Source organism: Nocardia aurea (assembly GCF_003123685.1).
Lineage (GTDB): Bacteria > Actinomycetota > Actinomycetes > Mycobacteriales > Mycobacteriaceae > Nocardia > Nocardia aurea.
Genome location: NZ_QCYJ01000103.1, coordinates 37,241 through 62,305, shown reverse-complemented (window position 1 = coordinate 62,305; position 25,065 = coordinate 37,241). Strand labels below are relative to the sequence as shown.

Genomic DNA, 25,065 nt, shown 5'->3' with positions numbered 1-25,065 from the left:
TTGCCTAGTTTGGGCAATATCTGTCGCCCGAACAACCCTCGCGATAGACCGATCACATGGCACGAATCATGTGACCGATGTCTCTCACACTCCTTGACATGTTTAACAGTGATGACACAAACTGTTCCATCAATGAGAGATCCTTCTCATGTTTTCCGGAGGTTTGCTGCGTATGTCGTTGCGGTCGGTCCACAGCGCCGGAAGCGGGCTCGTACCCGCAGTGACACGACCACTAGGGGCCGTCCTATATCGCGGACGACGCGGCGCCATCCGCCGCACCCGGCTCCATACCGATGCCCCCTGCTGGGACGCCGCGGAGGAGCGAACCGCAGTGGTGACCGCCCGCGCGGCCGCCCTCGCGGGCACCACTGCGGACGCCCGAGTGCTCCTCGCGACGATGGTGGCGTCGGTGGCGTACGCAGAACTAGGCGAGCGTTCGACGTCACCGATGCTGGCCGGACACCCGGCTACCGCAGCCTTCGACACCGCCAGTATCGCCACCTGGCTCCGCCGGATCGGTGACATCATCGCCGAGAGCGGCACCGACCTGTACTCGCAGGCACGAGTGCTCGCGGACGCGGTGCTCACCCACCCCGACACGACCGAACAGGTCCTCGCGGAGGCATGGATCGCGGCGTGCGGCCTCACCCTGCTCGAGGAGCTCGCCGAGTCTTCGGCGGCACCCGACGCGGAGACTCGTCTCATCCAACGCACCGTGGCGACCACGGTGGCTTCCCGTCGACTGGCCCCGGATGCACGGATCGCCAGGCTCACCGGAGTCGATCGTCAGACCCTGGCTCTGTGGCGACGCTTCGGTCCGCCGTCACCGGACAGCCGGGGCCACCACATCTCCGCCCCCCTTTGCGCAGCGCTCACCGGGATGACGGGACCGCAGTGGCGCGCCCTCCATGCGGGCGGGCGGGTGCCAGAGGCCCACGACGACGCGCACGGCATTCTCAACTGGGACGAAGGTGAGGTACTTCGCTGGGTCGGCACCCACTCCGGGGACGACTGTCGGCGACGGTGTTGCCACCACCAGCCGGAGCCGAGCCGGGTCGCGGTGGCGGCGGGGCCTGCCGCCACCGCGCCGAGTGGCGCGGATCGGCGTACGCGGCTCACCCTCGTGCGATGACGAGCGTCGAATCACTCGGGCGTAGAGAGCACAAGAAGTTCGTGCTACGCCGTACGGTCCGCGACACCGCGTGGCGGCTGGTCGCCGAACGCGGGTTCGACACCGTCACCGTCGATGAGATCGCTACCGGCGCAGGCATTTCCGTGGCGACCTTCTATCGCCACTTCTCCGGCAAGGAGAGCGTCCTCACCCGGCGCTGGCTGTCGCCGGAGCGTATGGCGCAACTCGAGCCCGAGCTCGACCGTGACCACGGACTGCCCCGAGCCGTGGAGTCGCTCTTCGAGGCCTATGTAGGCATCGTCGCTCACTACCAGGTAGACCTGATCACGCGACTGAAGGTGATCCACCTCGACACCGGACTCCAACTCGCCATGGCCCGCGGCCGCAACGAGGACACCCGAACACTGACCGGGCTCTTCGCGGAGATCTCCGACCAGCCGGCGGACAGCCTCGCCATGCGTTTGGCCGCGTCACTGACCAGCAGCGCGCGCATCGCCGCTATGTCGCGATGGGCCGAGTTGGACGGACATCCGACGCTCGGCGTCCTGCTCCACGAGGTCGCCGAGACGCTCGCGCCGTCACTACACCGGTGCGAGACAGCGATCAGCACCTCGGTCGACGCTGACAGCAGCCGGGCGACCTGACGCCGCTCGTCACGACATCGGTCCGACCGCTCCCGGTCGAGGGCGACCGCGAGCGGCGGGGGATAGGTCCAGAGCGCGAACCGGGACAACCCCGCAGCGACGTCGGATCCGTCGACCACCCCCGAATCTCCGGCGAAGATCTCGACGAGAGCCACCGGAGACCGGCGGCGGCCATGGCCACACCCACTCCCCCCGAGGAGGCGTCGGCGCCCGCGAGCACGAGCGTCCGCGACCGCGAAAGCGCCACAGCCGAGCGGCTGGATCCGCTCCGGCGACCAGCACGAGCGCTCCGCAATCGATGCCGGCCAGGAAGGCAATCGAGATCGAGGCGATCGTGGAGTACCGTCGGGTCGCGGGTAAGGCATCACGCGCGATCGCCATGGCCATCGGCAACAGTCCGAATCCAGCGCCCTGAGCGACCCGCCCCGCCAGGAACGTGGAGAATCCGAGCGGACAGGGCGGCCGTCACCGTCCCGACCAGCACGATCAGCAGCGTGATTACGATCACCGGTCGGCGGCGCGAGCCCTCACCGAGCCGTCCGATCACGGGCGCACTTACCGCGCCGAGGAGCAGCGGCCCGGTCAATGTCCACTGGGCCGCGGGCCAAGGACACGTCGAAGAGGTCCGCCACCTGCGGCACCAGTGGAGCGTCGAGACTTCTGACGAGCGGACTCACCGCGGCCAAACAACATCAGTGTCGGAACGAAGAGGCGATGGTGACCGGAAGGCGCTGCCTCGTTCCGGTCGGTCAAGCGTCGAACCGCAGGATCTTCCTGGCGTTCAGCTCCGTGATCTTGTGGCAGTCCTCATCGGACAGCTCGGCAAGGGTCTCCGCCGCCCGCTTGCGGCTGTTCGGCCAGTTCGAGTCCGAATGCGGGTAGTCGATCTCGAGCATCACCCGATCGGCGGGGATCCCGCGGGGACCACCGAGGTTCTCGATGCCATGCACGTCATCGATGAAGCAGCCCCAGAAATGCTCGTAGAACAGCTCCGACGGGCGCGTGTTCTTGTCGATGTCCTGGTACCAGCGGTGCCGCTCCCAGGTGTAGTCGGCCCGCTCCAACAGATACGGGAACCAGCCGATGCCGCCCTCGGCGAGGATGAACTGCAACTTCCGGTGCTTCTGCAACCGACCGGAGAAGAGCAACTCGACGGCGGACCACATCAGATTGCTCGAGAACAGCGTGATCGCGACAGCGTACGGCACTGCGGAGGTCTTGGCCGCCTCCGCCGAACGACCGGCGACACCGGTGGAGGTGGTGAACGGGAAACCCGGCACGAACCCGCCGGACCCGAAATGCAGGCTGATCGGCATCTCGGTCGCCTCGCACACATCCCACAACCGAGTCCAGTGATCATTGCCGAAGCCAGGCAGACCGAGCGGGATCGGGTTGTCGGGGAAGCTGATCGTGCGGCAGCCCTTGGCTGCCAGCCGCTCGACCTCCCGCACCGTGGCGTCGATATCCCACACGGGCAGGATGCCGAGAGGGATCAGCCGGTCGGGGTGGGCGGCACACCACTCGTCGATATGCCAATCGTTCCACGCCTTGACGCAGAGCTCGGCGAGTTCCTTGTCCTTCGCCCGATGGAAGACACCGCCGCCGAAACCCGGGAAGGACGGAAAGCACAGTGCCGCGCACACACCGTCCAGATCCATGTCTGCGACCCGCGCGTCCGGCTCGTAGCAGCCCGGGATCATGTCCTGGTACCGAACGGGCTCCATACCGAAGTCCTTGGGCTCCCTGCCCGCGACGGCGTTGACGCCGATATAGGGGAACAGCGCGCCTTCGTACTTCCAGGTGTGGTTGCCCTCGGCGGTCGTGATGATCTGCGGAGCCGTGCCCTGGTACTTCGCGGGGAGGCGGTCCTGCCAGACCCGCGGGTGCTCGATGACGTGGTCATCGACGGAGACGATCTGCATATAGTCCTGCAGTGGCACGCCAACCCCTCCTCAAGGTATAAATAATACACTTATCGTAACTAATGTTCCATCCGAGCGAAAGCTCGAGAGAGGTCGGGTGCCCCCGTGACGACACCGTCGAGCCCAGTCCCGCAGAGCGCACCCTCCCAGGAGGAGGACGACCACGACCTGCTGACATACGGCATCGCGGGCGACCGCCTCCGGGAGGAGATCGAACTCGAGATCGACCGCTTGGAGACCGCGATCGCGACCGGCCGGGACGACGACGCCGACAGGAACCGATCCAGAATCCGAGACCTCGAGGCGGCGTTCTCGCGGCACACCTCGGCACGCGACCGCGAGTTCGACGAGAAGCGATTCTTCGGCGAGCACGTCGAAGACGACAAGCCGTCCCCATGACGGTCGCCGGTATGGCGGCGGACGCCATCACACCTCGTCACCCAGCACAGGCGGGATGTCGTCATCGGCCACGCCCCGGCATGGGTCCAACGGGACATATTATTCACATTTTATCTGATATGAATAGTCCGATTGGCCACACTCCGAGGAAACGAACCTCCGGTCAAGACCAGAGACAGTCGGCGGTCTCGGATGCCGTACAGCACGCGATGCCCTCATTTCTGCAGGTACGCGAGATCGACTTCGATGGTGTCACCGCTGACATAGGTGGACCGGTCGCTCAGTAACCACGCGACCACGTCCGCGATCTCAGCGGGCTCCGCCATCCGTCCGGACGGCATGAGCGCCGCGAAGGCCGCCTGCACATCGGCCGGCAGCGACATGATCCCCGGAGTTGCGACCACGCCGGGTGCCACGGCATTGATTCGTATGCCGTCGGTGACGTATTCGATGGCCGCCGTCCGCGTGAGACCGACGATCCCGTGTTTGCTCGCCGAATAGACCCCTTGCGTCGCAGCGGCTTTCAGTCCCGCACCGGAGGCCATGTTGACGATGGCGCCGCCACCGTGTTCGAGGAGATGTCGCAGCTCGGCGCGCATGCACAACCATGTTCCCCTGAGATTGACCGACATGAGGGCATCCCAGGTTTCGGTCGACACCTCGTGCAGCCGCATCGGCGGATGACTGAAACCCGCGTTGTTCACCGCGAGATCCAACGTCCCGTATTCGTCCACCGCCCTGGCGACGAGCGCATCGACTTCCGATTCGTTCGCGATGTCGGCGTGCTGGAAGGTCGCGATCCCGCCGGTCTCGACGATCTCGTCGACGACACGCCGACCTCCATCGTCGGCGACGTCGGCGACCACGACCTTCGCCCCTTCCGCCGCGAGTTTCTTCGCGGTCGCCGCGCCGATGCCCGAGCCCGCGCCGGTGACGATGGCGACTTTTTCCTTCAGGAGCATCTGCTACCTCCTTCGATGCAGTGCCGCGAACATGTGGGCCGCCCGCGACAACGGCCGACCCATATGTCACAGTTCATCTTTCTGGCGAATGCGATTCGAGACGCGCGTCTTACCGACTCGGCAGGTACAGCGCCGGGTCGTACGGGATCCGCTGGAAATTCGTCAGCGTTCCGTCTTCGGTGGCCTCGGCGATCAGACCGTCCGGGTTGCACACCGCGGGCGCGATCGGGATCTGCTTGCCGTTGCATTGCATTTTCGCGCCGGCAGACAGTGGGTGGTCGACCGGGGGCGCGCTCTGCAGTCCTACCAGAACCGCCGCGGGAGTGGTCTCGGTGATGGCTGCCGCGTTCAGCGCTCGCACCAGTCCGAGCATCGGGGCATAGCCCGACGCTGCGGTCGCACCATACTTCGCGCCGTCACCGTACTTGTCGAGAACCGCGGCGAAGAGTCGGCCGTCGGGAGCGTCCTCGGTCAGGTCGGTGCCGGTCACGACCGTAGTACCCGCGTAGCCACCCGGAATGGACCTGGCGCTGCCGGGCGCGATGCAGCGATCGATGATCATCAACGCCGCCTTGGGATTCACCGTCTTGATGGCCTTCAGCGCACTGGTGCAGAAGGTCTCGTCGCCGAACGCGTAGTAGAGTCCCGGTTTCTTCGTGTCGGCCGCGCTGATCTGCGGGGTCATATCGGCCACCCCGGGCGGGATGGGTACGACCTCCAACTCGATCCCCGACTGTCCGAAGACGAGCCCTCCCATCTGACGAGCGGGCCCTTCGGCTCCCGGCACACCGATGACGACGAGCGCCGCCCGCTGGATGCCCTTCTTCTTGGCCTCGACGGCCGCCGAGCCGAAGTAGGCCATCGCGTTGCCCATCGAGAACACCCCTGGCGTGGTCAGGGTCGCCGGCGTGCTGCCACCCAGCATGAACAGCGGAATCTTCGCCTGCGAGAGGACCGCGACGGTCTGATCGGCCCCGCCGAGCAGGCCTTCGACCACAGCGGACACATTCGCCTGGACCATCTGGTTCGCACAATCGGTGGTCTTGGCCGGATTCGCCTGCGCTTCACAGACTTTCAGTGCGATCGGGTGACCCGCGATACCTCCGAGATATTCGTTGGCATAGTCGGCGGCCGCCCGGATCCCCTTGATCTCGTCGGTCGCATCGATCGCGGCGGACTTCCCTTCGCTGATGACACCGATCGTTATCGGTGTGCCGGTCGCCTTGTTCGAGGCGCCGAGCACCGCGGTGTCGACAACCTCGGATGGCTCGTCGGAAGACGAACTACAGCCGACCAGCGCGGCCGCCACCGCGCCGACCACTCCGACGAGTGCCATCGACCTGACCGTTGTCCCGGTCACTCCACTACTTCGATACCGCACCGTAACTCCTTCGGTTCTGGACGCTTGGTCACCACATGCCCACCGCACCTCCGACGCCCCGGCCCCACCTGCCGGTGATGTCTTGCGCACATGACAAAACGGCCGCGATTCGAGTCCGAGCGTTGGGCCGACCCCCGAAGTCCGGAGGTTCAGGACGTGATAGGAGGTCGATGGTGCGGAAAGTGTGACAGATAGCACTTAAGCTGTCTAGAGTGACTCACACCCGCCCCTGGCGACGAACGATTTCAGCTCGACCCCCGTGAGAACGAGGATCCAACCGCATGACCCAACACCCAGCTTTTCTACTTCTCGGCCTCGGCAACGGAGCGGTATTCGGCGCTCTGGCACTGGCGGTAGTCCTGACATACCGCAGTTCCGGCGTGGTCAATTTCGCCAGCGGCTCGATCGCGCTCTATGGCGCCTACACCTACGCATTCCTCCGCCAAGGCAAATTCCTGGTGCTCGTGCCCGGCCTGCCGACGAGCCTGGATCTCGGCGGCGAACTGGCGATGTGGCCAGCGGTGATCGCCGCGACGGCTATCTCGGCGCTACTGGGCCTCGCGCTCTACGTCGTCGTTTTCAGACCGTTGCGTACCGCGCCGGCGGTGGCGAAAGCCGTTGCGGCTCTGGGAATATCTCTCGTAATTACCGGACTGGTTGCACTACGGCTCGGCACCTCGCCCGTGAATGTCGATCCGATATTCTCCACCACCGTCTGGCAAGCGGGCGGTGTGAATATCTCATCCGATCGCGTGTATTTCGCGGCGACTGTTCTGACAATCGCGATCGCGATCGCGCTGATATTCCGCTACACACGATTCGGATTGGCCACCAGGGCCGCCGCCGAGACCGAACAAGGCGCCTACGTCAGCGGTATCTCCCCCGACCGGATCGCGGCCTACAACTGGATGCTCAGTTCCGCGGCGGCAGGACTCGCCGGCGTTCTGATCGCGACCATCGTGCCGCTGGTGCCTGTCGCCTACACCCTGTTCATCGTGCCCGCGCTGGCCGCGGCCATCGTGGCACGATTCGAGTCGGTCGTGGTGGCCGTCGTGGCCGGAATCGTCATCGGCGCACTGCAATCCGAAGCCGGATATCTTCAGTTGACTTCCGACTGGCTCCCTTCGGCGGGCCTTCCGGAGCTCGTTCCGCTGATCCTCATCCTGGTCGTTCTACTCATCCGCGCGCGACCGCTTCCGAACCGCGGGGCGATCATCCTGCGCAGCCTCGGCCGGGCGCCACGCCCGAATCACGTCGCCCTTACTACCGCGGTGACCACTCTCGCCATGGTCGCCGCGATCCTCGCGACGCACGATCGCTACCGCAACGGTCTCATCACCACCATGATCATGGCGATCATCGCCCTATCGATCGTCGTGGTGACCGGCTACGCGGGTCAGGTGTCGTTGGCGCAGTCGACCATCGCGGGCGTCGCCGCCTTCAGTGTCGGCCCGATCACCACATCCTGGCACTTGCCGTTCCCGCTGGCGCCGATCGTGGCGGCGCTGCTGGCCACCGCGCTCGGCGTGGTGATCGGACTGCCCGCCCTCAGGATTCGCGGCCTGACGGTCGCGGTGGTCACCCTCGCCATGGCATACGCGCTGGAGGCGCTCTGGTTCCGCAATCTGGACCTGGTGGGCACTTCCGGCGTTTCGACACCTGCGCCGACCCTCTTCGGCTGGGACCTGGGTATCGGTGCGGGCCATGACTACCCTCGACCGCAGTTCGCACTGCTGTGCCTGGCGGTACTGATCGCAACCGCGGTCGCCGTGGCATTGTTGCGGCGCAGCGGACTCGGCTCACAGATGCTCGCGGTGCGCGCCAACGAACGTTCGGCCGCCGCGGCCGGTGTCAACGTCGTCTCGGTCAAGATCCTCGCCTTCGCGATAGCCGCGTTCATCGCCGGCCTCGGTGGCGCGCTGTTGGCCTACCAACAGCAAACGGTCACCGCCAGCGGGTTCGGCGCACTGGACGGTTTGATCTTCTTCGGCACCGTCTACCTGGCAGGGGTCACCTCCATCTCCGGCGGAACGGTGGCGGGCATCACCGCGACCGGCGGCATCCTGTACATCGCCATCGATGAGGTGGTCGCGGTGGACAGTTGGTACACGGTGATCGCCAGCCTTCTGCTCGTACTGACGGTCATCGTGAATCCGGAGGGAATCGTCGGGCCAGTACACGCGGCGCTCGCCGGACGCCGAGCCCACGGCATCGCGGAGGTGGGACGCTCCAGCGATACCGGAGTCTCCCCGGTTTCGTCTTCGAGCGCGGTGATCGACTCGGCGACGCCGACAGCACTGGCCCTGGGGAAGGTCGGAGTCCACTACGGCGGCGTCGTCGCCGTGGACAACGCCGACGTGGCTGTACCCGAGGGTGCCATCGTCGGGATAATCGGACCGAACGGCGCGGGCAAGACCACCCTCATCGACGCGATCACCGGGTTCGCCACACACAGTGGCGAGGTCACCCTGTTCGGTGACCACATCGCGAAACTAGCGCCCCATCAGCGAGTACGCGCCGGGCTCGGCCGCACCTTCCAAGCGACCGAACTCTATGACGACCTCAGCGTCAGTGAGAACATCAAGGTCGGGCTCACCGCTCGCGGATCCGGTCATCCCGAGCCCGCAGCGGAACACCTCGACACGCTGTTGCGCCTGCTCACCCTGGACTCGGTCCGCAACCGTACCGCGGGCGAATTGTCGCAGGGGCAACGACAGCTCGTCTCCATCGCGCGGGCGCTGGCAGGCTCACCTCGGGTACTGCTGCTCGACGAACCCGCGGGCGGGCTCGACACCCACGAGAGTCAGTGGCTGGGCACGCAGCTTCGCGGAATCCGGGACAGCGGTGTCACCATCGCGATCGTCGACCACGACACGCACCTGCTGTTCGGGCTCTGCGATCTGATCTACGTACTCGACTTCGGCCGGGTGATCGCCTCGGGCACTCCCGTCGAAATCCGGAACAATCCCGTCGTCGCGGCCGCCTATCTCGGCTCCGTCGCGGCGGACGCGACACTCAGCAAAGGATGAACGCGGTGACGACCACCTCCGCACTGCAATGCACCGGCCTCGACGCCGGATACGGCTCCGTCACGGTCACCAGAGGGATCGACCTGGCCGTGGCGCCCGGGTCGGTGCTGGCCGTTCTCGGACCGAACGGAGCGGGCAAGACCACTCTGATGCTGACTCTGGCCGGGCTGCTGCCACGATTGGCCGGTGATGTCCGTGTGCACGGAACGGCCCTGCGCGACGCCAGACCCGCGGCGGCGAACAAGGCGGGGGTGATCCTGGTCCCCGACAGCAGGGCGCTGTTCACGACGCTGACCGTCCGGGAGAATCTGAAAGTCGCTCGGAGATCCGACAGCATGAGCGTCGATGACGCCATGGACTTGTTCCCCGCGCTACGCAAGCGGCTCGACGTCACCGCGGGCGCGCTCTCCGGTGGCGAGCAACAGATGCTCGCCGTCGCGCGCGGCCTGGTGCAGCGCCCACGAGTGCTACTGATCGACGAGATGAGTATGGGACTGGCACCGGTCATCGTCGAGGAACTGGTTCCGGTTGTCCGCCGGATCGCCGACGAGAGTGGCGCTGCCGTCGTCATCGTCGAACAGCACGTCGGTCTCGCCATCGAACTCGCGGACGAAGCGGTAGTGCTCGTCCACGGCGAGGTGACACTGCGTGGCCGCTCGACCGAACTGGCGGGCGACCGCGGCAGGCTCGAATCGGCGTATCTCGGTGCGGTCCCGGCGAATTGAATCCGATGCCTGATACCACGAGCGTGGTATCAGGCATCGCCTCAGTCGACGGCTGTCCGCGCCCGCCCTCCGTACCCGGCGACGGCGAGCATTCGTCGATCGAGACGTTTGACTCGCGGAGGGCCGGCTGCTCACCGCGCGCGCGTTCGGCAGAGTCGATGGCCAGCCCCTTCGAAGGGAATACATGCGGCCGCCAGGTTCGCGAGCAGCTCATCGATCGCGTGGGCGTCCTCGATGACGCGCCCCGCTCCGCCAGCGGCGAGGTCGTCGAGTAGAGCTGCGAAGGTCTCCGCCGCGCAGGGCCGATTGGTGCCGATCACACCGTTGGGTCCACGTTTCGCCCAGCCGGTGACATACCACGCCGCCGATCGGTCTGCCCTCGCATCGATGACCCGGCCGTTCTCAGCGGGCACGATTCCCCGGTCCGTGTCGAACGCGACACCTGGAATCTCCGAGCACCGACAACCGACCGAACGGAGTACCAGGCCGGTCTCGACGAACTCGCCGACCGACGCCCCGGAGACGATCGGGATGCCCTCGACTCGTTCCTCGCCGACGACTTCGACCGGAGACTGCAGGTAGCGGAAGACGATTCGCTTGTTCGACGCCTTGCGCGGACGTCGCGCGTAGTCCCGCGCCAGCTGCAAATTTCTCCGACACCGGGGCGTCGGCGACAGAACCCGGCCTGAGTTCGGATCTTCACCCGGGATTCCCAGCCGTCGACTCCGCGACGCTCCCACCGCGTACACGACGGCATGGAAGTGCCGCATCAGATGCTCGTGGGTCACCGTCGTGCCGATCTCGACGTGAGGTGACAGCGGAACCGATCCGACTCGATACGCTCGGTGAAGGATCCCACGATCGACGTCGTCGCCTGGTGGTCCGGGCGACCGCCGCCCGAATCAGCCCGAACGGCGTCGGCAGGCGTTCGAACATATCGATCACGACATCATCGTGGTCGAGCAATTCGCCCCCGCGTAACACGCTGCGGTCCCGATCCACGACGGCGACCCGGACGGCATCGGCGTACCGCGACCGCGACCCTATCGATTCTCCGACAGGTGAAGGTGGAACAGGAACAAGGAAATGTCACGGTCGGATCCGAAACATCGATGCGCTCAGGATCACCTGTTTGCCGCATTCTCGGGAAAATACTCCTACAGAAGAACGTCCAGCACCGACTCTCCGGGATCCTGGATCACGAAATTCTTGATCTGCGTCAAATGCTTCCGCCAGAAGACAACGGCCTTGTCGGCATCTTTGTCCCGAATGAGCTGCACCAGTTTCACATGCGCGCGTTGCGCGGCGGCAGCGGTGGACTCCAGGGCCGCATCGCCTCGATTCTCACCGATGAACTTCTCGACGTGACTTTCGACGACGGCGAACAGGATGTCGAGCAGCATGATCATCGTCTGATTGCCGGCGAGGCGCATCAGAAGTCGATGGAACTCCGGCTTGTGCTGCCGGCCGAACGTGATCGGATCATCACCCACCAACTCACCCGCGGCGACCATTTCGTCGAGCGCCCGCAGGTCCGCCGTCGTCCGCTTCTTGGCCAGCACAGCGACCGCCGCCGACTCCAACTGCGCCCTCGCCTCGTGTACGTCGGCGAGTGTAGTCTTACGGAACTGCAGCAGGGTGCCCGCATAGCGAGCAACAGCCTCGACGTCGGGCATGACCACCCGGGCACCGCCGCGCGCTCCCCGCCTGATCCGAATGACCTGCTCCGACTCGAGCACCCGGAATGCCTCGCGCAGTGTCGGGCGCGAAACCCCGAAATGCTCCATGAGCTCGACCTCGGAGGGCAGCGCGTCACCCTCACGCAGCTGACCGGTCACGATCTGTCGACGCAGTTGTGCCGCGACCATTTCACCAGCCTTGGGCACACGGACGACGGCTGACTGCTGCGACGTCGCGGACATGCGCGCTCCCTATCATCGAATCGATCGATACTATTAGTACCACCTATTCAGTCATTCGATTCCCATCGTCGTGCACGGCACGGTCGCGAAACATCGCGCGCTGCAGGTCCTCAGGATCCGGCGCGGGCGGAAGCAACGACGAACCCTCGCGATCGCGAGTTTCGAACGCCTGGATCATGTAGGCGACCAGGCGCCGCCACGCGTCGGGAGCGCTGTCGTGGGTCACCGCGATCACCCCCGCATTGGCCATCAGCAGTACGACGAGATCCTGCGAGGTGAAGTCGGGGCGCAGGCGGCCGGTGGCCTTGGCTCGTTCGACGAGTTCCAAGAAACCGTGGTAGGCGTGACTCCGTTGGCATTCCAAATCCCGCGCGCCCGGAAAGGTCATCGTCAGGACGTCGGCGAAACCGCGATCGGCGGCCTGCATCGAACAGACCTCCTGCACGAATCTCCGGAAACCACCCCAGGGATCGGTGTCGGACAGCGCGTCGAGTACGGCAGCCGTGTACGCGTCCATGCGGTCGGCGAAAACCGCGGCGATCAAATCGTCCCGTGTGGGAAATCGCCGAAACAAGGTAGCAATCCCAACCCCGGCCTCCCGAGCGACGGAGGCCATCGAAGCACTCAGACCTTCTCGGGCGAAGGTCCTACGGGCCGCCTCCACCACCCGTTCCCGATTGCGTTCGGCGTCCTTGCGCAACGACGACGCGCCTGCCTGTGCGGGGCGGGATGGGGCGCGCTCGAACTCGGCCATCGGCCATCGGCCCAGCCTACCGAGACGGAGCAGGCGACCGCCCCTATGCCGTACCGTGTGCTGTCCACCACGACGGCAACCGTCAACGGCCGTACGGAAACTGCTCTCGGCCACCTCGATATCTAGCTGCTCATTCGCGGCCACCCCCGTCGAAACAGTGCCCATACATCACAGTGAACGGTCCCGCCATTCGGAGATGGCCCATGGCCTCGACGAGATGCGCCGGAAACCAGACGATATGTTGTCGTCGCGGTTCACGCTGATCCAAGCGACCTGAACTCCGTCTGCGACTGTGCCTCACGCCACTGTTGGCCCCTGCCCTTTCAACACCCTCCGAAGCGGTGAAGGCGGGCGAACGGTGTGACACCGGTACAAGTGACGAAGCCGCCGGAGATATTGGCGATTTCGAAATGTCAGCTCCGGTTAGTCGTAGTCGGTCATCAGGATATTCCGAGTTTCACATCCCGGTGCAGCACGCCCGCGCGGTGGACCGCCTCCATCGCGCCCGCCACCTTCACCCCCGACCCGCACCGCCTCGCTCCACAACAGCGGGTATCCAGCGCGGGTTGTTCGCAGCGGTACACCACGCCCGCAACGAACGCCAATCACCATTCCGGCAGATGATCATCCGATTTCTACGCGATCGCTACACCTTCGGGGATGCGTCAGCGACACGTCTTGTCTAGAGTCGGCCTGTGACAACGCCACCGGCTTCGCCGTCACACCGGTATTCACCTCCGGTCTCGCAGCAATCCTCCCCGATCGCCGCCGAGGGACCACGCGTGCCGCTACATACTTCGGAGTTCGCGACCGACCCCGACCGGGTCTGCCGGGCGATGCGCGATCGCTACGGCGCGTTGGCACCTGTCGAACTGGCACCGGACGTCCCCGCGACACTGGTGATCGGCTACCGTGAGGCGCTGCGCATCCTGGACGACGCGGCACACTACGCTTCCGATCCACGAATCTGGCAACAGCAGGCTCCTGCTGACTGCCCTGTACTACCCCTGCTGCGATGGCGTCCCGTCGCGCCGCGTAGCGACGACGCGGAACACACCCGATTCCGGGGTGCGTGCACCGCGGGCCTCGACCGGGTCGACCTGCACTCGCTGCGTTCCGTCGTCGAACGCACCGCCATTCCGATGATCAACGCGTTCTGCGAATCCGGATCGGCCGACCTGCTCGGCCAGTACGCGTTCCCACTCACCTTCCGAGTGCTCAACGAACTTCTTGGGCTCCCGCCCGAGAAGGGACAGCAGGCACTCGTCGGCATGATCGCCGTTCTCAACGCCGCCGATTCCGAATCCGCTCGGCGCGGCAACGAAATATTCGAATCGATTCTGCTGGAGTTCGTTGAGCAAAAGCGATGCGATCCCGGCGACGATCTCACCTCATGGCTGATGGCGGACGTCGCGGATCTCGATGACCTGGAAATGGTCAACCAAACGGCACTGTTGTACGCAGCGGGCACAGAACCCACCTGCGGACTGATCCTGAATACACTGCTGCTCATGCTGACCGACAACCGATTCGGCGACAATGTGATCGGCGGCTCCATATCGACCCGCGACGCGATCGATGAGGTCCTGTTCACAGATCCACCGTGGGCGAATTTCAGCGTGAGATATCCTCGCCAACCGCAACTGTTCGACGATATGTGGCTGCCCGCGCACCAACCGGTCGTCATCAGCTCGGCCGCCTGCAACAACGACCCGGCGATCGCGGGCGACCGTACCGGAAACCGCGCACATCTCGCATGGGGAGCGGGACCACACACCTGCCCGGCTCAGCCACTCGCGATGATCATCGCCCACGAGGCGATCGACCAACTCCTGGATGCCCTCCCGGAGATCACGCTGGCTCAGCCGGTCGACACCCTGACCTGGCGATCAGGGCCGTTACACCGAATGCTCAACGCCCTGCCGGTCACGTTCCCCGCTTCCGCGCCGCTGCACCCGGCGTGACACGAGAATCCGGACGCCTCATACGCCACCGCTATCAGAATACTCGTCGAGGGCGTCGTCGAGTGGCTGCCTTCGTTCAGGGATTCCCGCGTCCGCGTGCCGAATTCGAGGATCTCACTCGGATATCGAGCCCCGGACGGGATATGCGAACCCCGCTCTGCGGCGCAAGCACACTGGCAGGCACGTCGGGGGGCGATCGGTGACAGTCTCGAGGATCGAAATCGGCCGCGTCAGCTGGAATTCCAGCGCTACATCGTTGAACCGGTACAGTCCAGGGCTGGTTTTGAGCGCCAAAGTCGACAGTCATGGTCAGCACCAGGTCGAGCAGTTGGTGAACCTGGTGGCCCGCATCAGGTGTCAGCAAGCTCGATTCCGTGCTCACGCGCCATCGCCGAAGTACGGGACCCATTCAGCAATGATGTAGCTGTCACAGCGCGATGTCACGCCGCCGAACGACGAACCTCCCGAATGCGGCTCCGCCGTCCGCGCGCGATCGTCAGGCCAAGGACCGGCTGATGACGAGACGTTGAATCTGGTTGGTACCTTCGAATATCTGGGTGATCTTGGCTTCTCGCATGTAACGCTCCACTCGGAAGTCGCGGGTGTAGCCGTAGCCGCCCAGCACCTGGACGGCATCGGTGGTGACTTTCATTGCCGCGTCGGTTGCCACGAGTTTCGCCACAGACGCGTGCCGTGAATACGGCAGCCCGGCGTCACGTCGACGTGCGGCGTCGAGATAAGTGGCCCGCGCGGAGTCGATCGCCGCGGCCATATCGGCGAGCAGGAATCCCAAGCCCTGATGGTCGATGATCTTCCTCCCGAAGGCCGCGCGCTCGCGCGCGTAGGCGACGGCCTCATCGAGTGCGGCCTGCCCCAGTCCGACGGCGACGGCGGCGATACCGAGGCGACCGGAATCCAGCGCGCTGAACGCGATCGGCAATCCCTGCCCCTCGGCCCCGATCCGCCGATCCTCCGGAATGAACGCGTTGTCATAATGCGCGGAGGTCGTCGGTACGGCATGCAGACCCATCTTGGCCTCCGGTTTGCCGAACGACAGGCCATCGAGATCCTTGGGCACGAGGAAGCAGGTTATGCCGCGGCTTCCGTCACCGGTGCGCGCGAAGAGATTGTAGAAGTCGGCGATGCCACCGTGAGTGATCCACGCTTTCGCCCCGTGGACTCGGTAGCCGCCGTCGGTCGCCGTGGCTTTGCACGTAAGCGCCGCGGCGTCGGAGCCCGCCTGCGGTTCGGACAGACTGTAGGCACCGATCATGTTGCCGCCCAACATCTCCGGAAGCCATCGCTGCTTCTGCTCTTCGGTGCCGAACGCCAGCAGCGGGTGACACGCGAGGCTGTGGACGCTGACGGCCACGGCAACCGCCGCCCACCGCGCCGCGATCTCCTCCAGCACTTGCAGATAAACCTCGTAGGGCTGGCCTCCGCCGCCCCATTCCTGCGGATAAGGCAGGCTGAGCAGCCCCGCTTCGCCCAATGTGGCGAACACCCCCTCGGGATAGCTCTCCGACTTCTCGCATTCGTCCACGGCCGGATCGAGAACCTTGTCGGCGATGTCGCGTGTCAGACCGATCAGGTCACGGGCTTCTTCGGTGGGCAGCAGGCGTTCAACAGCCATGGAGATCTCCTCGACTAGCTACCAGAGACAGTACTTAATTACTCAGCTCAGTACTGCGACCGTAAACAGTACTGCATGGCAGCCTCCAGTACTATTCGCGCCATGGAGCAGCCCACTCGTTCCGGCTTCGCCACCCGACGCCGTGGCGAACTCTTCGACGCGCTGCTCGAACTGTTTCTCGTGGAAGGCTTCGCCCATCTGACACTCGATGACATCGCTCGCACCCTTCGATGCTCGAAATCGACCCTCTACACACTCGCGGGCAGCAAGGAGCAACTCGTGCGCGCGGCGACCGTGTACTTCTTCCGCCGTGCCGCCGAGGACGTCGAGACCCACATCGACGCGAGAGCCGGGGCGCGCGAACGGATCACCGCCTATCTCTCGGCCGTCGGAATCACTCTGGCCACCGCTTCCGATCAATTCATGATCGACCTCGACGCCTTCGCTCCTGCCCGCGAGATCTATGAGAAGAACACCAGGATCGCGGCTCGGCGTGTGCGGCAGCTCATCGATGAAGGCGTCGCCCGGGGCGAGTTCCGCGATGTCCATGCGGCCTTCGCCGCCGACCTCGTCGCGACAATGATGGTCAGAATCCAGCAACGCGGCGTCCGCGCCAGCACCGGCCTGGACGATGCCCTCGCCTATCGGGAGCTGGCCGCCATCCTCACCGCCGGTATCAGCGCATAGGGCATAGGGCCCCGACTCTCACACGAGCATCAGACCTCGGCCGCAAACCGTGGGGGCCCACCACCGACCAGCCGTGGCCCGTGGATCATCGTCCACAGGCGGCGAGCGGTCGCGGTGACGGACTCGGGCGGTTCGATAAGGTCCGAACGCAGCCAGTAGGACAGAAAACCCAGAATTCCGCCTGCCGTGAATTGGGCGAACTCCTCGGCGTCGGGCCCGGCGACACGCCACTGCACCAACCGATCGGCAAGATGGCTCGCGACCTTCTCACGCGCGATGCCCGCCACGCTGCGTGCGCCGACCAGCCTGCGATAGACGACCCGATGCTCGTTCACCTCGTGAAGGAAATCGAGGAGGGTGCCCGGCACACCGGCCGAGTCCAGCGCCACGCCCGCGGCTGCCGACGCGCGAATCCGCTCGATCAGGGCGTCGGCGGCCAACTCGTCCAACGACGCGTAATGCAGATAGAACGTCGGCCTGCTGACCTGCGCACGCTTGGTGACATCAGTAACCGACACCTCGTTCCAGTCGAATTCCGCCACCAGGTCGAGCGCGGCGGCACGCAGGCTCTCGCGGGTCCGTACGACGCGCGCGTCGACACGTCCCATCACCTGATCGGGCCTCTTCGACAGGACAGTCACCTTTCCACCAGACCATCGGCTCGAACCGCGCCGCCGCGCTCTCCCGGACGGCAAATACGTAGGTACGTACGTAGGTCTCCCGACGACGCACACTATGTGCCAGATCACAGTGATGTGTGACATAGCTGTCGATGACGGAGGTTGCAGTGAGCACGGAGACCCTGGTGTACCGCACGATGCTCGACCATCGGCCGATCACTCCCGCGGACGGAATACTTCGATTTCCCACAATCGCCTGCGCCGGGAACACTTCGTTCTGCTCTCAGTGCCGGAACTGCGCCGACGACTGCGCGAACTGCGCAGCGTGCCGGTACGACGAATGCGATGCCTGCGCCGCGCCCGACCTCACCCCGAGAACCGCGATGATGCTCGTGATCGCGGGCACGATTCTCGTCGAGCAAGTACGCGGCGAATCGTCACATGGGTGTACGCCGGTGTTCCACCACCATGTGACCCGTACCTTCGAGCAGCTCGTCGAGGCCCTCGATCGCGGGCACCGACCACAGTCACGCAATCTGGCCGATCAACTGTGTATACATCTGATGATCACGCAAGCACGCGAACTGGCATGTGAGGCAGGTGAGGTGTACGTAGAGGGACTGCCGATCAGTGACTACGACTACGGCTTCCACGAACTGTACGACACGCTGCTGCCCGACGACGAGCACGACTACCTGGTCGAGTTGGGCACGGCACTGGCGGCCCCCGGGACGAGGTTCAGTTTCACGGCCTTGGCCGATCTCATGACCCGCGACGCCATGAACACCTTTTTCGAACCCTTCCACACCGATGAGTGTGAGGTCTAGGAGGGACCACACGGCACCGGTGGCGGCCGGGTCGAACGAACCACCACGACCCGGCCGCACCCGATCCGGATCAGAAGTAGTAGCGGGCTACGAGATCGGCTACACAGCCGGGCTTTTCGCTCTCATCGACATCGACGGTGGTCCTGGTCAGCAACTGGACACCGTCGGCGCCGATACGCTCACATCCGACCAGGGTGCTACGGGCACGGATTCGGCTACCGGCACGGACCGGCGCCGGGAAACGGACCCTGTCCAGCCCGTAGTTGACCCCCATGCGCACGCCCTCGATCCTGCGCAATTGGTTCAGGAAATACGGCAGCAGCGAGACGGTCAGGAATCCGTGCGCCACCGTCGCCCCGAACGGACCGGACGCCGCGCGCTCGGTGTCGACGTGAATCCACTGATGATCCTCGGTGTCGTCGGCGAATCCGTCGATTCGCTTCTGCTCCACGGCGAACCATGCGGTCGGCCCCAATTCCTTGCCGACCGCTGCTTCGAGGTCATCGATTCCGCGATAGATCTCCATTGCTCACCTTCCGCCGGCTCGATCGAGCCTCGGCTGTTCCGAGCGACGGCTCGATGCCGTCACATCCATCCGCGGGACGACTCGGCCGTCAGACCGCTACCGGCGCGTGATCCCCCGCAGGGTTGCGTACCGGCAAACCGAGGAATCGACGGGCATTGTCGCCCATGAAATCCCGTGTCCTCTTCTCATCCATGCCCTCGGCGTAGTGCCAGAAGCCCTTCGGCTCGGAGAGACCCTCCGGATGTGGGTAGTCGGAGCCGAACATGACCCTGTCCCAGCCCACCGTCTCCACGACGTCGGCCACCGAGCCCTCCCAGAACGGGCTGACCCAGATGTTGCGACGAAACACATCCAGCGGATGTTCCTCGAAGTTCTGGGGCATCTTGGCGTATAGGGCCTCGAAGTCGTCGAACAACGGCCTGATCCACGCGCTGCCGTTTTCCACACTGGCGATCCGCAGCTTCGGGAACCTCGTCAGAGTGCCGTGGCAGATCAGACTGCCCAGCATGTCGGCGACTTCGCGGTGGCCAAGCGCGAGCCAGCGGAATGCACTCATCGCGGTGAAGTTGTTGGTGTCCGGCGGCTCCCACATGTTGATGTAGCTGTCCAACGGCGGCTGACTGGCATGCAGTACCACCGGAACGCCCGCATCCTCCACGTCCTTCCAGAGCGGATCGAATTCGGGCAACGCCGGAGAACGCCAGCCTTTGTAACCGCGAACCGGCGCCGGCTTCATCAATACCGCCTTCGCCCCGTTCGCCAGCACGAATTCCAGTTCCCGGCGCGCCTCGTCGACGAGTCCGCACGTAATCACCGGCGTCATGAACAACCGGTTCTCGTGGGTGAATCCCCAGGTCTCGAGCATCCACTGATTCAGCGCGTGGATCATGGCCACCACCAGGTCCGGATCCTCGGCGGCGGAGTGTTCCACGAGATTGGCCAGCGTCGGGTAGACGAGCGCTTCCGCGACGCCCTGCTCGTCGAGCGCCTCGATACGCGGTTCTGGCGCACGGAACGCCGGGAGCGAGTCGATCGGCGTGGTCATCTCACGCAACGTCAACCCCTCCTTGTTCCGACCCGAGAAGAATTTCTCGTACGAGCCCGGCGCCGCGACCCGCTCGAAGGTCGGGTTCGGGATGTACTCGGTGATCTTGCCGAGAATCGCGATCCGTGTCGCTCTGCCGACCTGCACGAACTGCACGGCGCGATGGAACTTCTCAGGCAGGTGCCTGGTCAACGCTTCCGGTGTTTCGTACATGTGAGTATCGGCGTCGAAGATCGGCGCGTCTTTGAACTGTCCCATGACCAGGGGCCTCCTCTGTGCGGCACGGGCGGGATAACTCACGATAGCGACATTCTGCTTAAATAGTCAAATGATTAAGCTATGTTCGGACGACGGGATCGGCCGGACAGCGATCGATGAATCCCGTCGACAACAGTCGATCGAAGGAGTGCCCGATCGACACCTGTTGCGACCGCGATCCCGCTGGCGCACACCACCCGAGAACCACTGGCACGGGTTCCACATATAGATATATGATTCTATTTAATACTCGATTAATGACAGAAGGTGACGGATGCGGATCCTGGTGATCGGCGCGGCGGGCGACGTCGGCAGGGGGGTCGTCGCGGCCTGCCTGGAACGCGGCTGGGAGACAGTGGCAGCGGGCCGAACGGAATCGACGCTCGCCGATGTCGTGTCGCGACACGACAACTCCGCGCTGTCCGCCATCACGGGCAGCTTGGACACCGAGCGGTCGGCGAGAGAACTCGCGGACGCTGTGGACCTCGCCACGGTCTCCGGTGTCGTCGTCACCGTCAGCGCTCCATGGAAATCCACGCCGGTCGCCGAATGCGGCTGGGACACCATCTCGACCGCCTTCGAGACGCTGCTGCGTCCACACGTCAACGCCGCCGGGGTGCTGATCCCGCGCCTGCCCGACGGCGCGATCTATCTCGCCGTCGGCGGCGGTATGGCCGACGGTGTCTTCCCTGGCATGGCGCCGGTCTCGATGGTCCAGGCCGCCCAGCGCAACCTCATCCGAGCGTGGCACAGGGAAAGCCGTAGCGGAGCGGTGAATATCCGAGAACTCATGATCGCGGCCATGGTCAACGGCCACAGCACCAGGGACACGGCTGGTCCGGATTGGCTGACCGATCTCGAGATCGGCGCACGCGTGGCCGAGATTCTGGCAGATCCGGAGTCCGATCCCGGTCCGGTACTGACCTTCTCGACCAGGGATCGAGCCGCGCGCTGAGCGGGTCGCGTACCGATACGAACACATCCATCCGAACAACCCCCGGGAGAATCCTGTGAGTTCGACTTTCGAACCCGAACTGCTGATCGAGGCGCGCGGCGCCGTACGCATCGTGACGCTCAACCGACCGGAGGCCCTCAACGCGGCCAACGAGGCACTGCACGACGCCGTGGTCGGGGTCTGGCGTCATATCGCCGCGGACACCGAGGCACGCGCGGTCGTGCTCACCGGAGCTGGACGCGCGTTCAGCGCAGGCGGCGACATGAACCACCTGCGCGCGGTGCGTCTCGACCGCGCGAAACGACGGTCGGAGATCGATGGCGCTCGTGCGCTGGTCACCGAGATGGTGGACTTCGCGCTTCCTGTCGTCGCCGCCGTGAACGGTCCCGCGGTCGGACTCGGCTGCAACCTCGCGGTCCTCAGCGATGTCGTCTTGATCGCGGAGAGCGCCTATATGGCCGATCCACATGTCGGGGTCGGCCTCACCGCGGCCGACGGCGGCGCGCCGACCTGGCCGCTGCTGATGGGACTGCTGCGGGCCAAGGAGTACCTGTTCAGCAGCGAACGAATTCCGGCCCAACAGGCCGTCGCACTCGGCCTGGCCAACCGTGTGGTGCCCGACGCCGAATTGCTGGACGAGGCCATCGCCTTGGCGACAAAGTTCGCCGCACAACCCCCCCAAGCCATCCAATCCACCAAGCGGACACTGAATCTGCACGTCAAACGGGCGATCGCCGGAGTACTCGAATACGCTCTCGCGGAGGAATTCCAGTCATTCGACACACCCGAGCACCAGGCGATCGTCGACCGCTTCCTCAGCAAGAGCGGCGCCGGGGCATGACGGTTCCGCTGCCCTCGCTCGGCTTCGAGAACACCGCGTTCTGGACCGGCGGCGAACGGGGTGAACTGCTGATCCATCGCTGTCGTGATTGCACCCGATGGCTGCATCCGGCGGCACCGATTTGTCGCTACTGCTACAGCCGCGCGATCGGACCCGAGAAGACCCGCGGCAGCGGCACCGTGTACTCCTACACGATCAATCGACAGCCGTGGCTGTCAACGCTCCCGGTGCCCTACGCCATCGCGGTCATCCAACTCGATGAGGATCCGAGCCTGCGTCTGACTACCAGACTGGTCGATGTCGCCCCGGACGCGGTGCGCATCGGCCTGCGGGTCGTGGTGTGCTTCGAACAGATCGAGGACGTCTGGCTGCCACTGTTCGCCCCGGAAGGAGCTACCGCGTGAGCACGCGTGATGTGGTGATCAGCGGAATCGGTCAGTCCGATGTGGGCAGACGACTCGGCCGATCCCCATTGACACTGACCGTCGATGCCGCGCTGGAAGCGATCGCGGACGCCGGGCTGTCGGTCTCGGATATCGATGGCGTCGCCACCTGGCCGGGCAATACCGAAGCGACGCCGGGATTCTCGGGCGTCGGGGTGTGGGACATCAAGGATGCCCTCGGACTTTCGCTGAATTGGTTCTGCGGCGGGATCGAGGGACCCGCTCAGATCGGCTCGATCATCCAGGCGTATGCGGCGGTGAAGGCCGGGCTCGCCGATCACGTCCTCTGTTTCCGCACCCTGTGGGAGAGCACGGCCCAGACCGCGGGTCGACGAGCGTCGGTTCCCGGCGCGGGGAGCGACCGCATCACCGGCGACGCGATGCACATGCAGTATCTGCTTCCATTCGGTGCGGTGTCGGCGACCAATTGGGCAGGGCTGATCGCGCGGCGGCATTTCCACACCTACGGTACGACCCGCGAACAACTCGGCGCGCTCTCGGTCAACACCCGGGCAAATGCCGCGCTCAATCCGAAAGCGGTACTGCGTGATCCGCTGACGGTCTCGGACTACATGGCGGCACGGATGATCTCCGACCCGCTGTGTCTGTTCGATTGTGACATCCCGATCGACGGCAGCACCGCGGTTATCGTGTCCAGGGCCGATGCGGCACCCGATCTGCGAACCGCACCGCTGCGCATCGCCGCGACCAGTTCGGCGATGCGGGATCGGCCGCAGTGGGACCAACACGGCGACCTGACGTCGATGACCGCATCGGAGGTGGGCGCGGATCTGTGGCGCAAGACCGACCTGACACCTGCGGATGTCGATGTGGCTGCGATATACGACGGTTTCACCATCCTGACCCTGCTGTGGCTCGAGGCGCTCGGCCTGTGCGGCAGGGGCGAGTCGGGACCGTTCGTCGCGGACGCGGCGAACATCGCGCTCGACGGGAAGCTACCGCTGAACACCGGAGGCGGGCAGCTCTCGGCAGGCAGACTGCACGGATACGGGCACCTGTACGAGGCCTGCGTGCAGTTGCGTGGCGCGGGTGGTGAGCGTCAGGTGCCGGGCACCCCGGAAGTCGCCGTCGTGGCGACCGGAGGCGGTCCCCTGGCGGGCGCGCTGCTGCTCACCCGTGACCGATAGTGAGCATCGACCACCCCATCGAACGACGGAGGACACAGTGGGTGCATTGAACGGACGGGTCGTCTTCATCACCGGCGCGGCACGAGGTCAGGGCCGGTCGCACGCAATCCGATTCGCCGAGGAAGGCGCAGATATCGTCGGCGTCGACATCTGCCGCGACATCGATATCGTCCCGTATCCGCTCGCAACGTCGGAGGATCTGGCCGAGACCAAACGATTGGTCGAGGAGACGGGCAAGCGTATGCTCGCCGAGCCGGCCGACGTCAGGGATCAGGCACGCCTCCAGGCAGTCTTCGATGACGGAGTCGAGCGCTTCGGCCACATCGACACCGTGATCGCGAACGCGGGCATAGTCATGAGCAATACCAGAGAGCGCGACGCGGCCGAGGCCTGGCGGCTGGGAATCGACGTCATGCTCACCGGGGTGTGGAACACCTTCCGGGTAGCGCTGCCCCACCTCATCGAGCGCGGCGAAGCGGGCTACGAGGGAAATATCGTCGCCACCAGTTCGATGGCGGCACTGCTGAGCCTCGGTAACGGCAAAGGCGGAGACGATGCCTACGCCGTCGCGAAATTGGGTGTGACCGGACTGGTCAAGTCGTACGCGAATTATTTGGCGCAGTACAACATCCGAGTCAACGGGGTCGCTCCCACCAACTGCGCCACGCCGATGGTCACCGAGAACCCGGAACTGTTCGCCGTCATCGCGGCCTACCCCAACCTCGTCAACGCGATGCAGACTCTTCTGCCGAAGTACCCGGTGATCCAGGCCGCCGATGTCACCAACGCCATCCTGTTCCTCATCTCGGAACAGGGCCGCGTATTCACCGGGAGCACACTGAATGTCGACGCGGGCATGGCGATTCGCCGATAGCACGCACCGACGAGAAAGGCGCCGACCGCGTGGTCGGCGCCTTTCTCGTCTCCGGTTCGCCGGATATCAGTCACTGGCGGGCAGCGGTTTGGCCTCTTTGAGCGTCAAGACGACGCCGTCGACGGCCAGGTCGGCACTGCCAGGTTTCGTCACGAGCAGTTCTATACCTGTCTCGTCGGCCGTGTACCGCTTGCCCATCAGCGTTCCCGCGGACCCTGGGGCGATCGCCAGTCCGGTCCCCGGCGCCGCCGCTGGATCGATCATCGGGTGCCCTCCGCAGGAGACCACCGCCTCGCCCGTAGGCGCGCGCACGACGATGACTTCGGTGGCGTCGACCTGACTCCGCAGCCTCGCGCCTGCCTTCAGATGCATGT

24 protein-coding genes and 1 pseudogene are annotated in these 25,065 nt (G+C 65.0%); 13 read left to right on the top strand and 12 right to left on the bottom strand.

Translation table 11 applies throughout. From position 1 onward, the window contains the following. Window positions 1–331 precede the first annotated feature (331 nt). Complete coding sequence (locus tag DAT37_RS21445) at window positions 332–1,132, top strand: hypothetical protein (protein ID WP_109526621.1); 801 nt, start codon at window positions 332–334, stop codon at window positions 1,130–1,132. Beyond that, window positions 1,129–1,776 carry a TetR/AcrR family transcriptional regulator gene (locus DAT37_RS21440; RefSeq protein ID WP_109526620.1) on the top strand — a complete coding sequence of 216 codons (648 nt, stop codon included), beginning with the start codon at window positions 1,129–1,131 and terminating at the stop codon, window positions 1,774–1,776. The genes DAT37_RS21445 and DAT37_RS21440 overlap by 4 nt, the downstream gene beginning before the upstream one ends. Before the next feature lie 749 nt (window positions 1,777–2,525). On the opposite strand, the gene DAT37_RS21435 is transcribed toward DAT37_RS21440, so the two are convergent. Then, window positions 2,526–3,716, bottom strand: a complete 1,191-nt coding sequence (locus DAT37_RS21435; protein WP_109526619.1) for an amidohydrolase family protein — start codon at window positions 3,714–3,716, stop codon at window positions 2,526–2,528. Window positions 3,717–3,803: 87 nt separating this feature from the next. Here DAT37_RS21435 and DAT37_RS21430 point away from each other — a divergent pair, with 87 nt between their 5' ends. Continuing rightward, entirely contained in the window at window positions 3,804–4,097 is a 294-nt protein-coding gene (locus tag DAT37_RS21430) for a hypothetical protein (protein ID WP_109526618.1), read from the top strand. 215 nt (window positions 4,098–4,312) lie between these two features. Here DAT37_RS21430 and DAT37_RS21425 read toward each other — a convergent pair whose 3' ends face one another. Next, a complete protein-coding gene (locus DAT37_RS21425; RefSeq protein WP_109526617.1) occupies window positions 4,313–5,059 on the bottom strand; it encodes an SDR family NAD(P)-dependent oxidoreductase in 747 nt (248 codons plus the stop codon). Window positions 5,060–5,168: 109 nt separating this feature from the next. Then, on the bottom strand, window positions 5,169–6,395 hold the full coding sequence (locus DAT37_RS21420) for an ABC transporter substrate-binding protein (RefSeq protein ID WP_109526616.1): 1,227 nt from the start codon (window positions 6,393–6,395) through the stop codon (window positions 5,169–5,171). A gap of 326 nt (window positions 6,396–6,721) precedes the next feature. Between DAT37_RS21420 and DAT37_RS21415 the strand changes: the two genes are divergently transcribed. Both DAT37_RS21415 and DAT37_RS21410 read left to right on the top strand, forming a co-directional pair. After that, window positions 6,722–9,469, top strand: a complete 2,748-nt coding sequence (locus DAT37_RS21415) for an ABC transporter permease subunit (RefSeq protein WP_109526615.1) — start codon at window positions 6,722–6,724, stop codon at window positions 9,467–9,469. Further along, window positions 9,466–10,194 carry an ABC transporter ATP-binding protein gene (locus DAT37_RS21410; protein WP_109526614.1) on the top strand — a complete coding sequence of 243 codons (729 nt, stop codon included), beginning with the start codon at window positions 9,466–9,468 and terminating at the stop codon, window positions 10,192–10,194. The genes DAT37_RS21415 and DAT37_RS21410 overlap by 4 nt, the downstream gene beginning before the upstream one ends. Before the next feature lie 131 nt (window positions 10,195–10,325). Here DAT37_RS21410 and DAT37_RS21405 read toward each other — a convergent pair whose 3' ends face one another. The 4 genes and pseudogenes from DAT37_RS21405 to DAT37_RS46440 form a co-directional block, all read right to left on the bottom strand. Continuing rightward, a complete protein-coding gene (locus DAT37_RS21405; protein WP_109526613.1) occupies window positions 10,326–10,841 on the bottom strand; it encodes a ferredoxin--NADP reductase domain-containing protein in 516 nt (171 codons plus the stop codon). 510 nt (window positions 10,842–11,351) lie between these two features. Continuing rightward, window positions 11,352–12,116, bottom strand: a complete 765-nt coding sequence (locus tag DAT37_RS21400; RefSeq protein WP_109526612.1) for a FadR/GntR family transcriptional regulator — start codon at window positions 12,114–12,116, stop codon at window positions 11,352–11,354. 43 nt (window positions 12,117–12,159) lie between these two features. Then, the gene (locus DAT37_RS21395) at window positions 12,160–12,870 is read right to left on the bottom strand and encodes a TetR/AcrR family transcriptional regulator (RefSeq protein WP_109526611.1); all 711 of its coding nucleotides are present in this window, start codon (window positions 12,868–12,870) and stop codon (window positions 12,160–12,162) included. A gap of 316 nt (window positions 12,871–13,186) precedes the next feature. Further along, window positions 13,187–13,422 (bottom strand): annotated as a pseudogene (locus DAT37_RS46440) (protein kinase); the annotation flags it as partial. A gap of 230 nt (window positions 13,423–13,652) precedes the next feature. On the opposite strand from DAT37_RS46440, the gene DAT37_RS21390 reads away from it, so the two are divergent. Next, on the top strand, window positions 13,653–14,834 hold the full coding sequence (locus DAT37_RS21390) for a cytochrome P450 (protein ID WP_232839911.1): 1,182 nt from the start codon (window positions 13,653–13,655) through the stop codon (window positions 14,832–14,834). A 496-nt stretch (window positions 14,835–15,330) separates the two neighbouring features. On the opposite strand, the gene DAT37_RS21385 is transcribed toward DAT37_RS21390, so the two are convergent. After that, window positions 15,331–16,467: an acyl-CoA dehydrogenase family protein gene (locus DAT37_RS21385; protein ID WP_109526609.1), complete on the bottom strand. Its 1,137-nt coding sequence runs from the start codon at window positions 16,465–16,467 to the stop codon at window positions 15,331–15,333. A gap of 102 nt (window positions 16,468–16,569) precedes the next feature. On the opposite strand from DAT37_RS21385, the gene DAT37_RS21380 reads away from it, so the two are divergent. Next, window positions 16,570–17,154, top strand: a complete 585-nt coding sequence (locus DAT37_RS21380; protein WP_109526608.1) for a TetR/AcrR family transcriptional regulator — start codon at window positions 16,570–16,572, stop codon at window positions 17,152–17,154. A 29-nt stretch (window positions 17,155–17,183) separates the two neighbouring features. On the opposite strand, the gene DAT37_RS21375 is transcribed toward DAT37_RS21380, so the two are convergent. After that, window positions 17,184–17,795, bottom strand: a complete 612-nt coding sequence (locus tag DAT37_RS21375) for a TetR/AcrR family transcriptional regulator (protein WP_157978601.1) — start codon at window positions 17,793–17,795, stop codon at window positions 17,184–17,186. Between the two features lie 146 nt (window positions 17,796–17,941). Here DAT37_RS21375 and DAT37_RS21370 point away from each other — a divergent pair, with 146 nt between their 5' ends. Then, window positions 17,942–18,601, top strand: coding sequence for a hypothetical protein (locus DAT37_RS21370; protein WP_109526606.1), 660 nt, complete (start codon window positions 17,942–17,944; stop codon window positions 18,599–18,601). Window positions 18,602–18,671: 70 nt separating this feature from the next. On the opposite strand, the gene DAT37_RS21365 is transcribed toward DAT37_RS21370, so the two are convergent. Both DAT37_RS21365 and DAT37_RS21360 read right to left on the bottom strand, forming a co-directional pair. After that, entirely contained in the window at window positions 18,672–19,127 is a 456-nt protein-coding gene (locus DAT37_RS21365; protein WP_109526605.1) for a MaoC family dehydratase, read from the bottom strand. 88 nt (window positions 19,128–19,215) lie between these two features. Next, window positions 19,216–20,430, bottom strand: a complete 1,215-nt coding sequence (locus DAT37_RS21360; RefSeq protein ID WP_109526604.1) for an amidohydrolase family protein — start codon at window positions 20,428–20,430, stop codon at window positions 19,216–19,218. A gap of 274 nt (window positions 20,431–20,704) precedes the next feature. Here DAT37_RS21360 and DAT37_RS21355 point away from each other — a divergent pair, with 274 nt between their 5' ends. Genes DAT37_RS21355 through DAT37_RS21335 form a run of 5 tightly spaced genes read left to right on the top strand, consistent with a single transcriptional unit; the run spans window position 20,705 to window position 24,691 of the window. After that, window positions 20,705–21,385 (top strand): SDR family oxidoreductase, encoded by a 681-nt coding sequence (locus DAT37_RS21355; protein ID WP_109526603.1) that lies wholly within the window; start codon window positions 20,705–20,707, stop codon window positions 21,383–21,385. A 55-nt stretch (window positions 21,386–21,440) separates the two neighbouring features. Then, window positions 21,441–22,226 carry an enoyl-CoA hydratase/isomerase family protein gene (locus tag DAT37_RS21350; protein WP_109526602.1) on the top strand — a complete coding sequence of 262 codons (786 nt, stop codon included), beginning with the start codon at window positions 21,441–21,443 and terminating at the stop codon, window positions 22,224–22,226. Further along, window positions 22,223–22,630 carry a Zn-ribbon domain-containing OB-fold protein gene (locus DAT37_RS45585; RefSeq protein WP_109526601.1) on the top strand — a complete coding sequence of 136 codons (408 nt, stop codon included), beginning with the start codon at window positions 22,223–22,225 and terminating at the stop codon, window positions 22,628–22,630. The genes DAT37_RS21350 and DAT37_RS45585 overlap by 4 nt, the downstream gene beginning before the upstream one ends. Beyond that, complete coding sequence (locus tag DAT37_RS21340; RefSeq protein ID WP_109526600.1) at window positions 22,627–23,817, top strand: thiolase family protein; 1,191 nt, start codon at window positions 22,627–22,629, stop codon at window positions 23,815–23,817. The genes DAT37_RS45585 and DAT37_RS21340 overlap by 4 nt, the downstream gene beginning before the upstream one ends. Before the next feature lie 37 nt (window positions 23,818–23,854). Next, entirely contained in the window at window positions 23,855–24,691 is an 837-nt protein-coding gene (locus DAT37_RS21335) for a mycofactocin-coupled SDR family oxidoreductase (RefSeq protein WP_109526599.1), read from the top strand. A 66-nt stretch (window positions 24,692–24,757) separates the two neighbouring features. Here the strand turns inward: DAT37_RS21335 and DAT37_RS21330 are convergent, their stop codons facing one another. Next, window positions 24,758–25,063 (bottom strand): hypothetical protein, encoded by a 306-nt coding sequence (locus tag DAT37_RS21330; protein ID WP_109526598.1) that lies wholly within the window; start codon window positions 25,061–25,063, stop codon window positions 24,758–24,760. Between the last annotated feature and the right edge of the window lie 2 nt (window positions 25,064–25,065).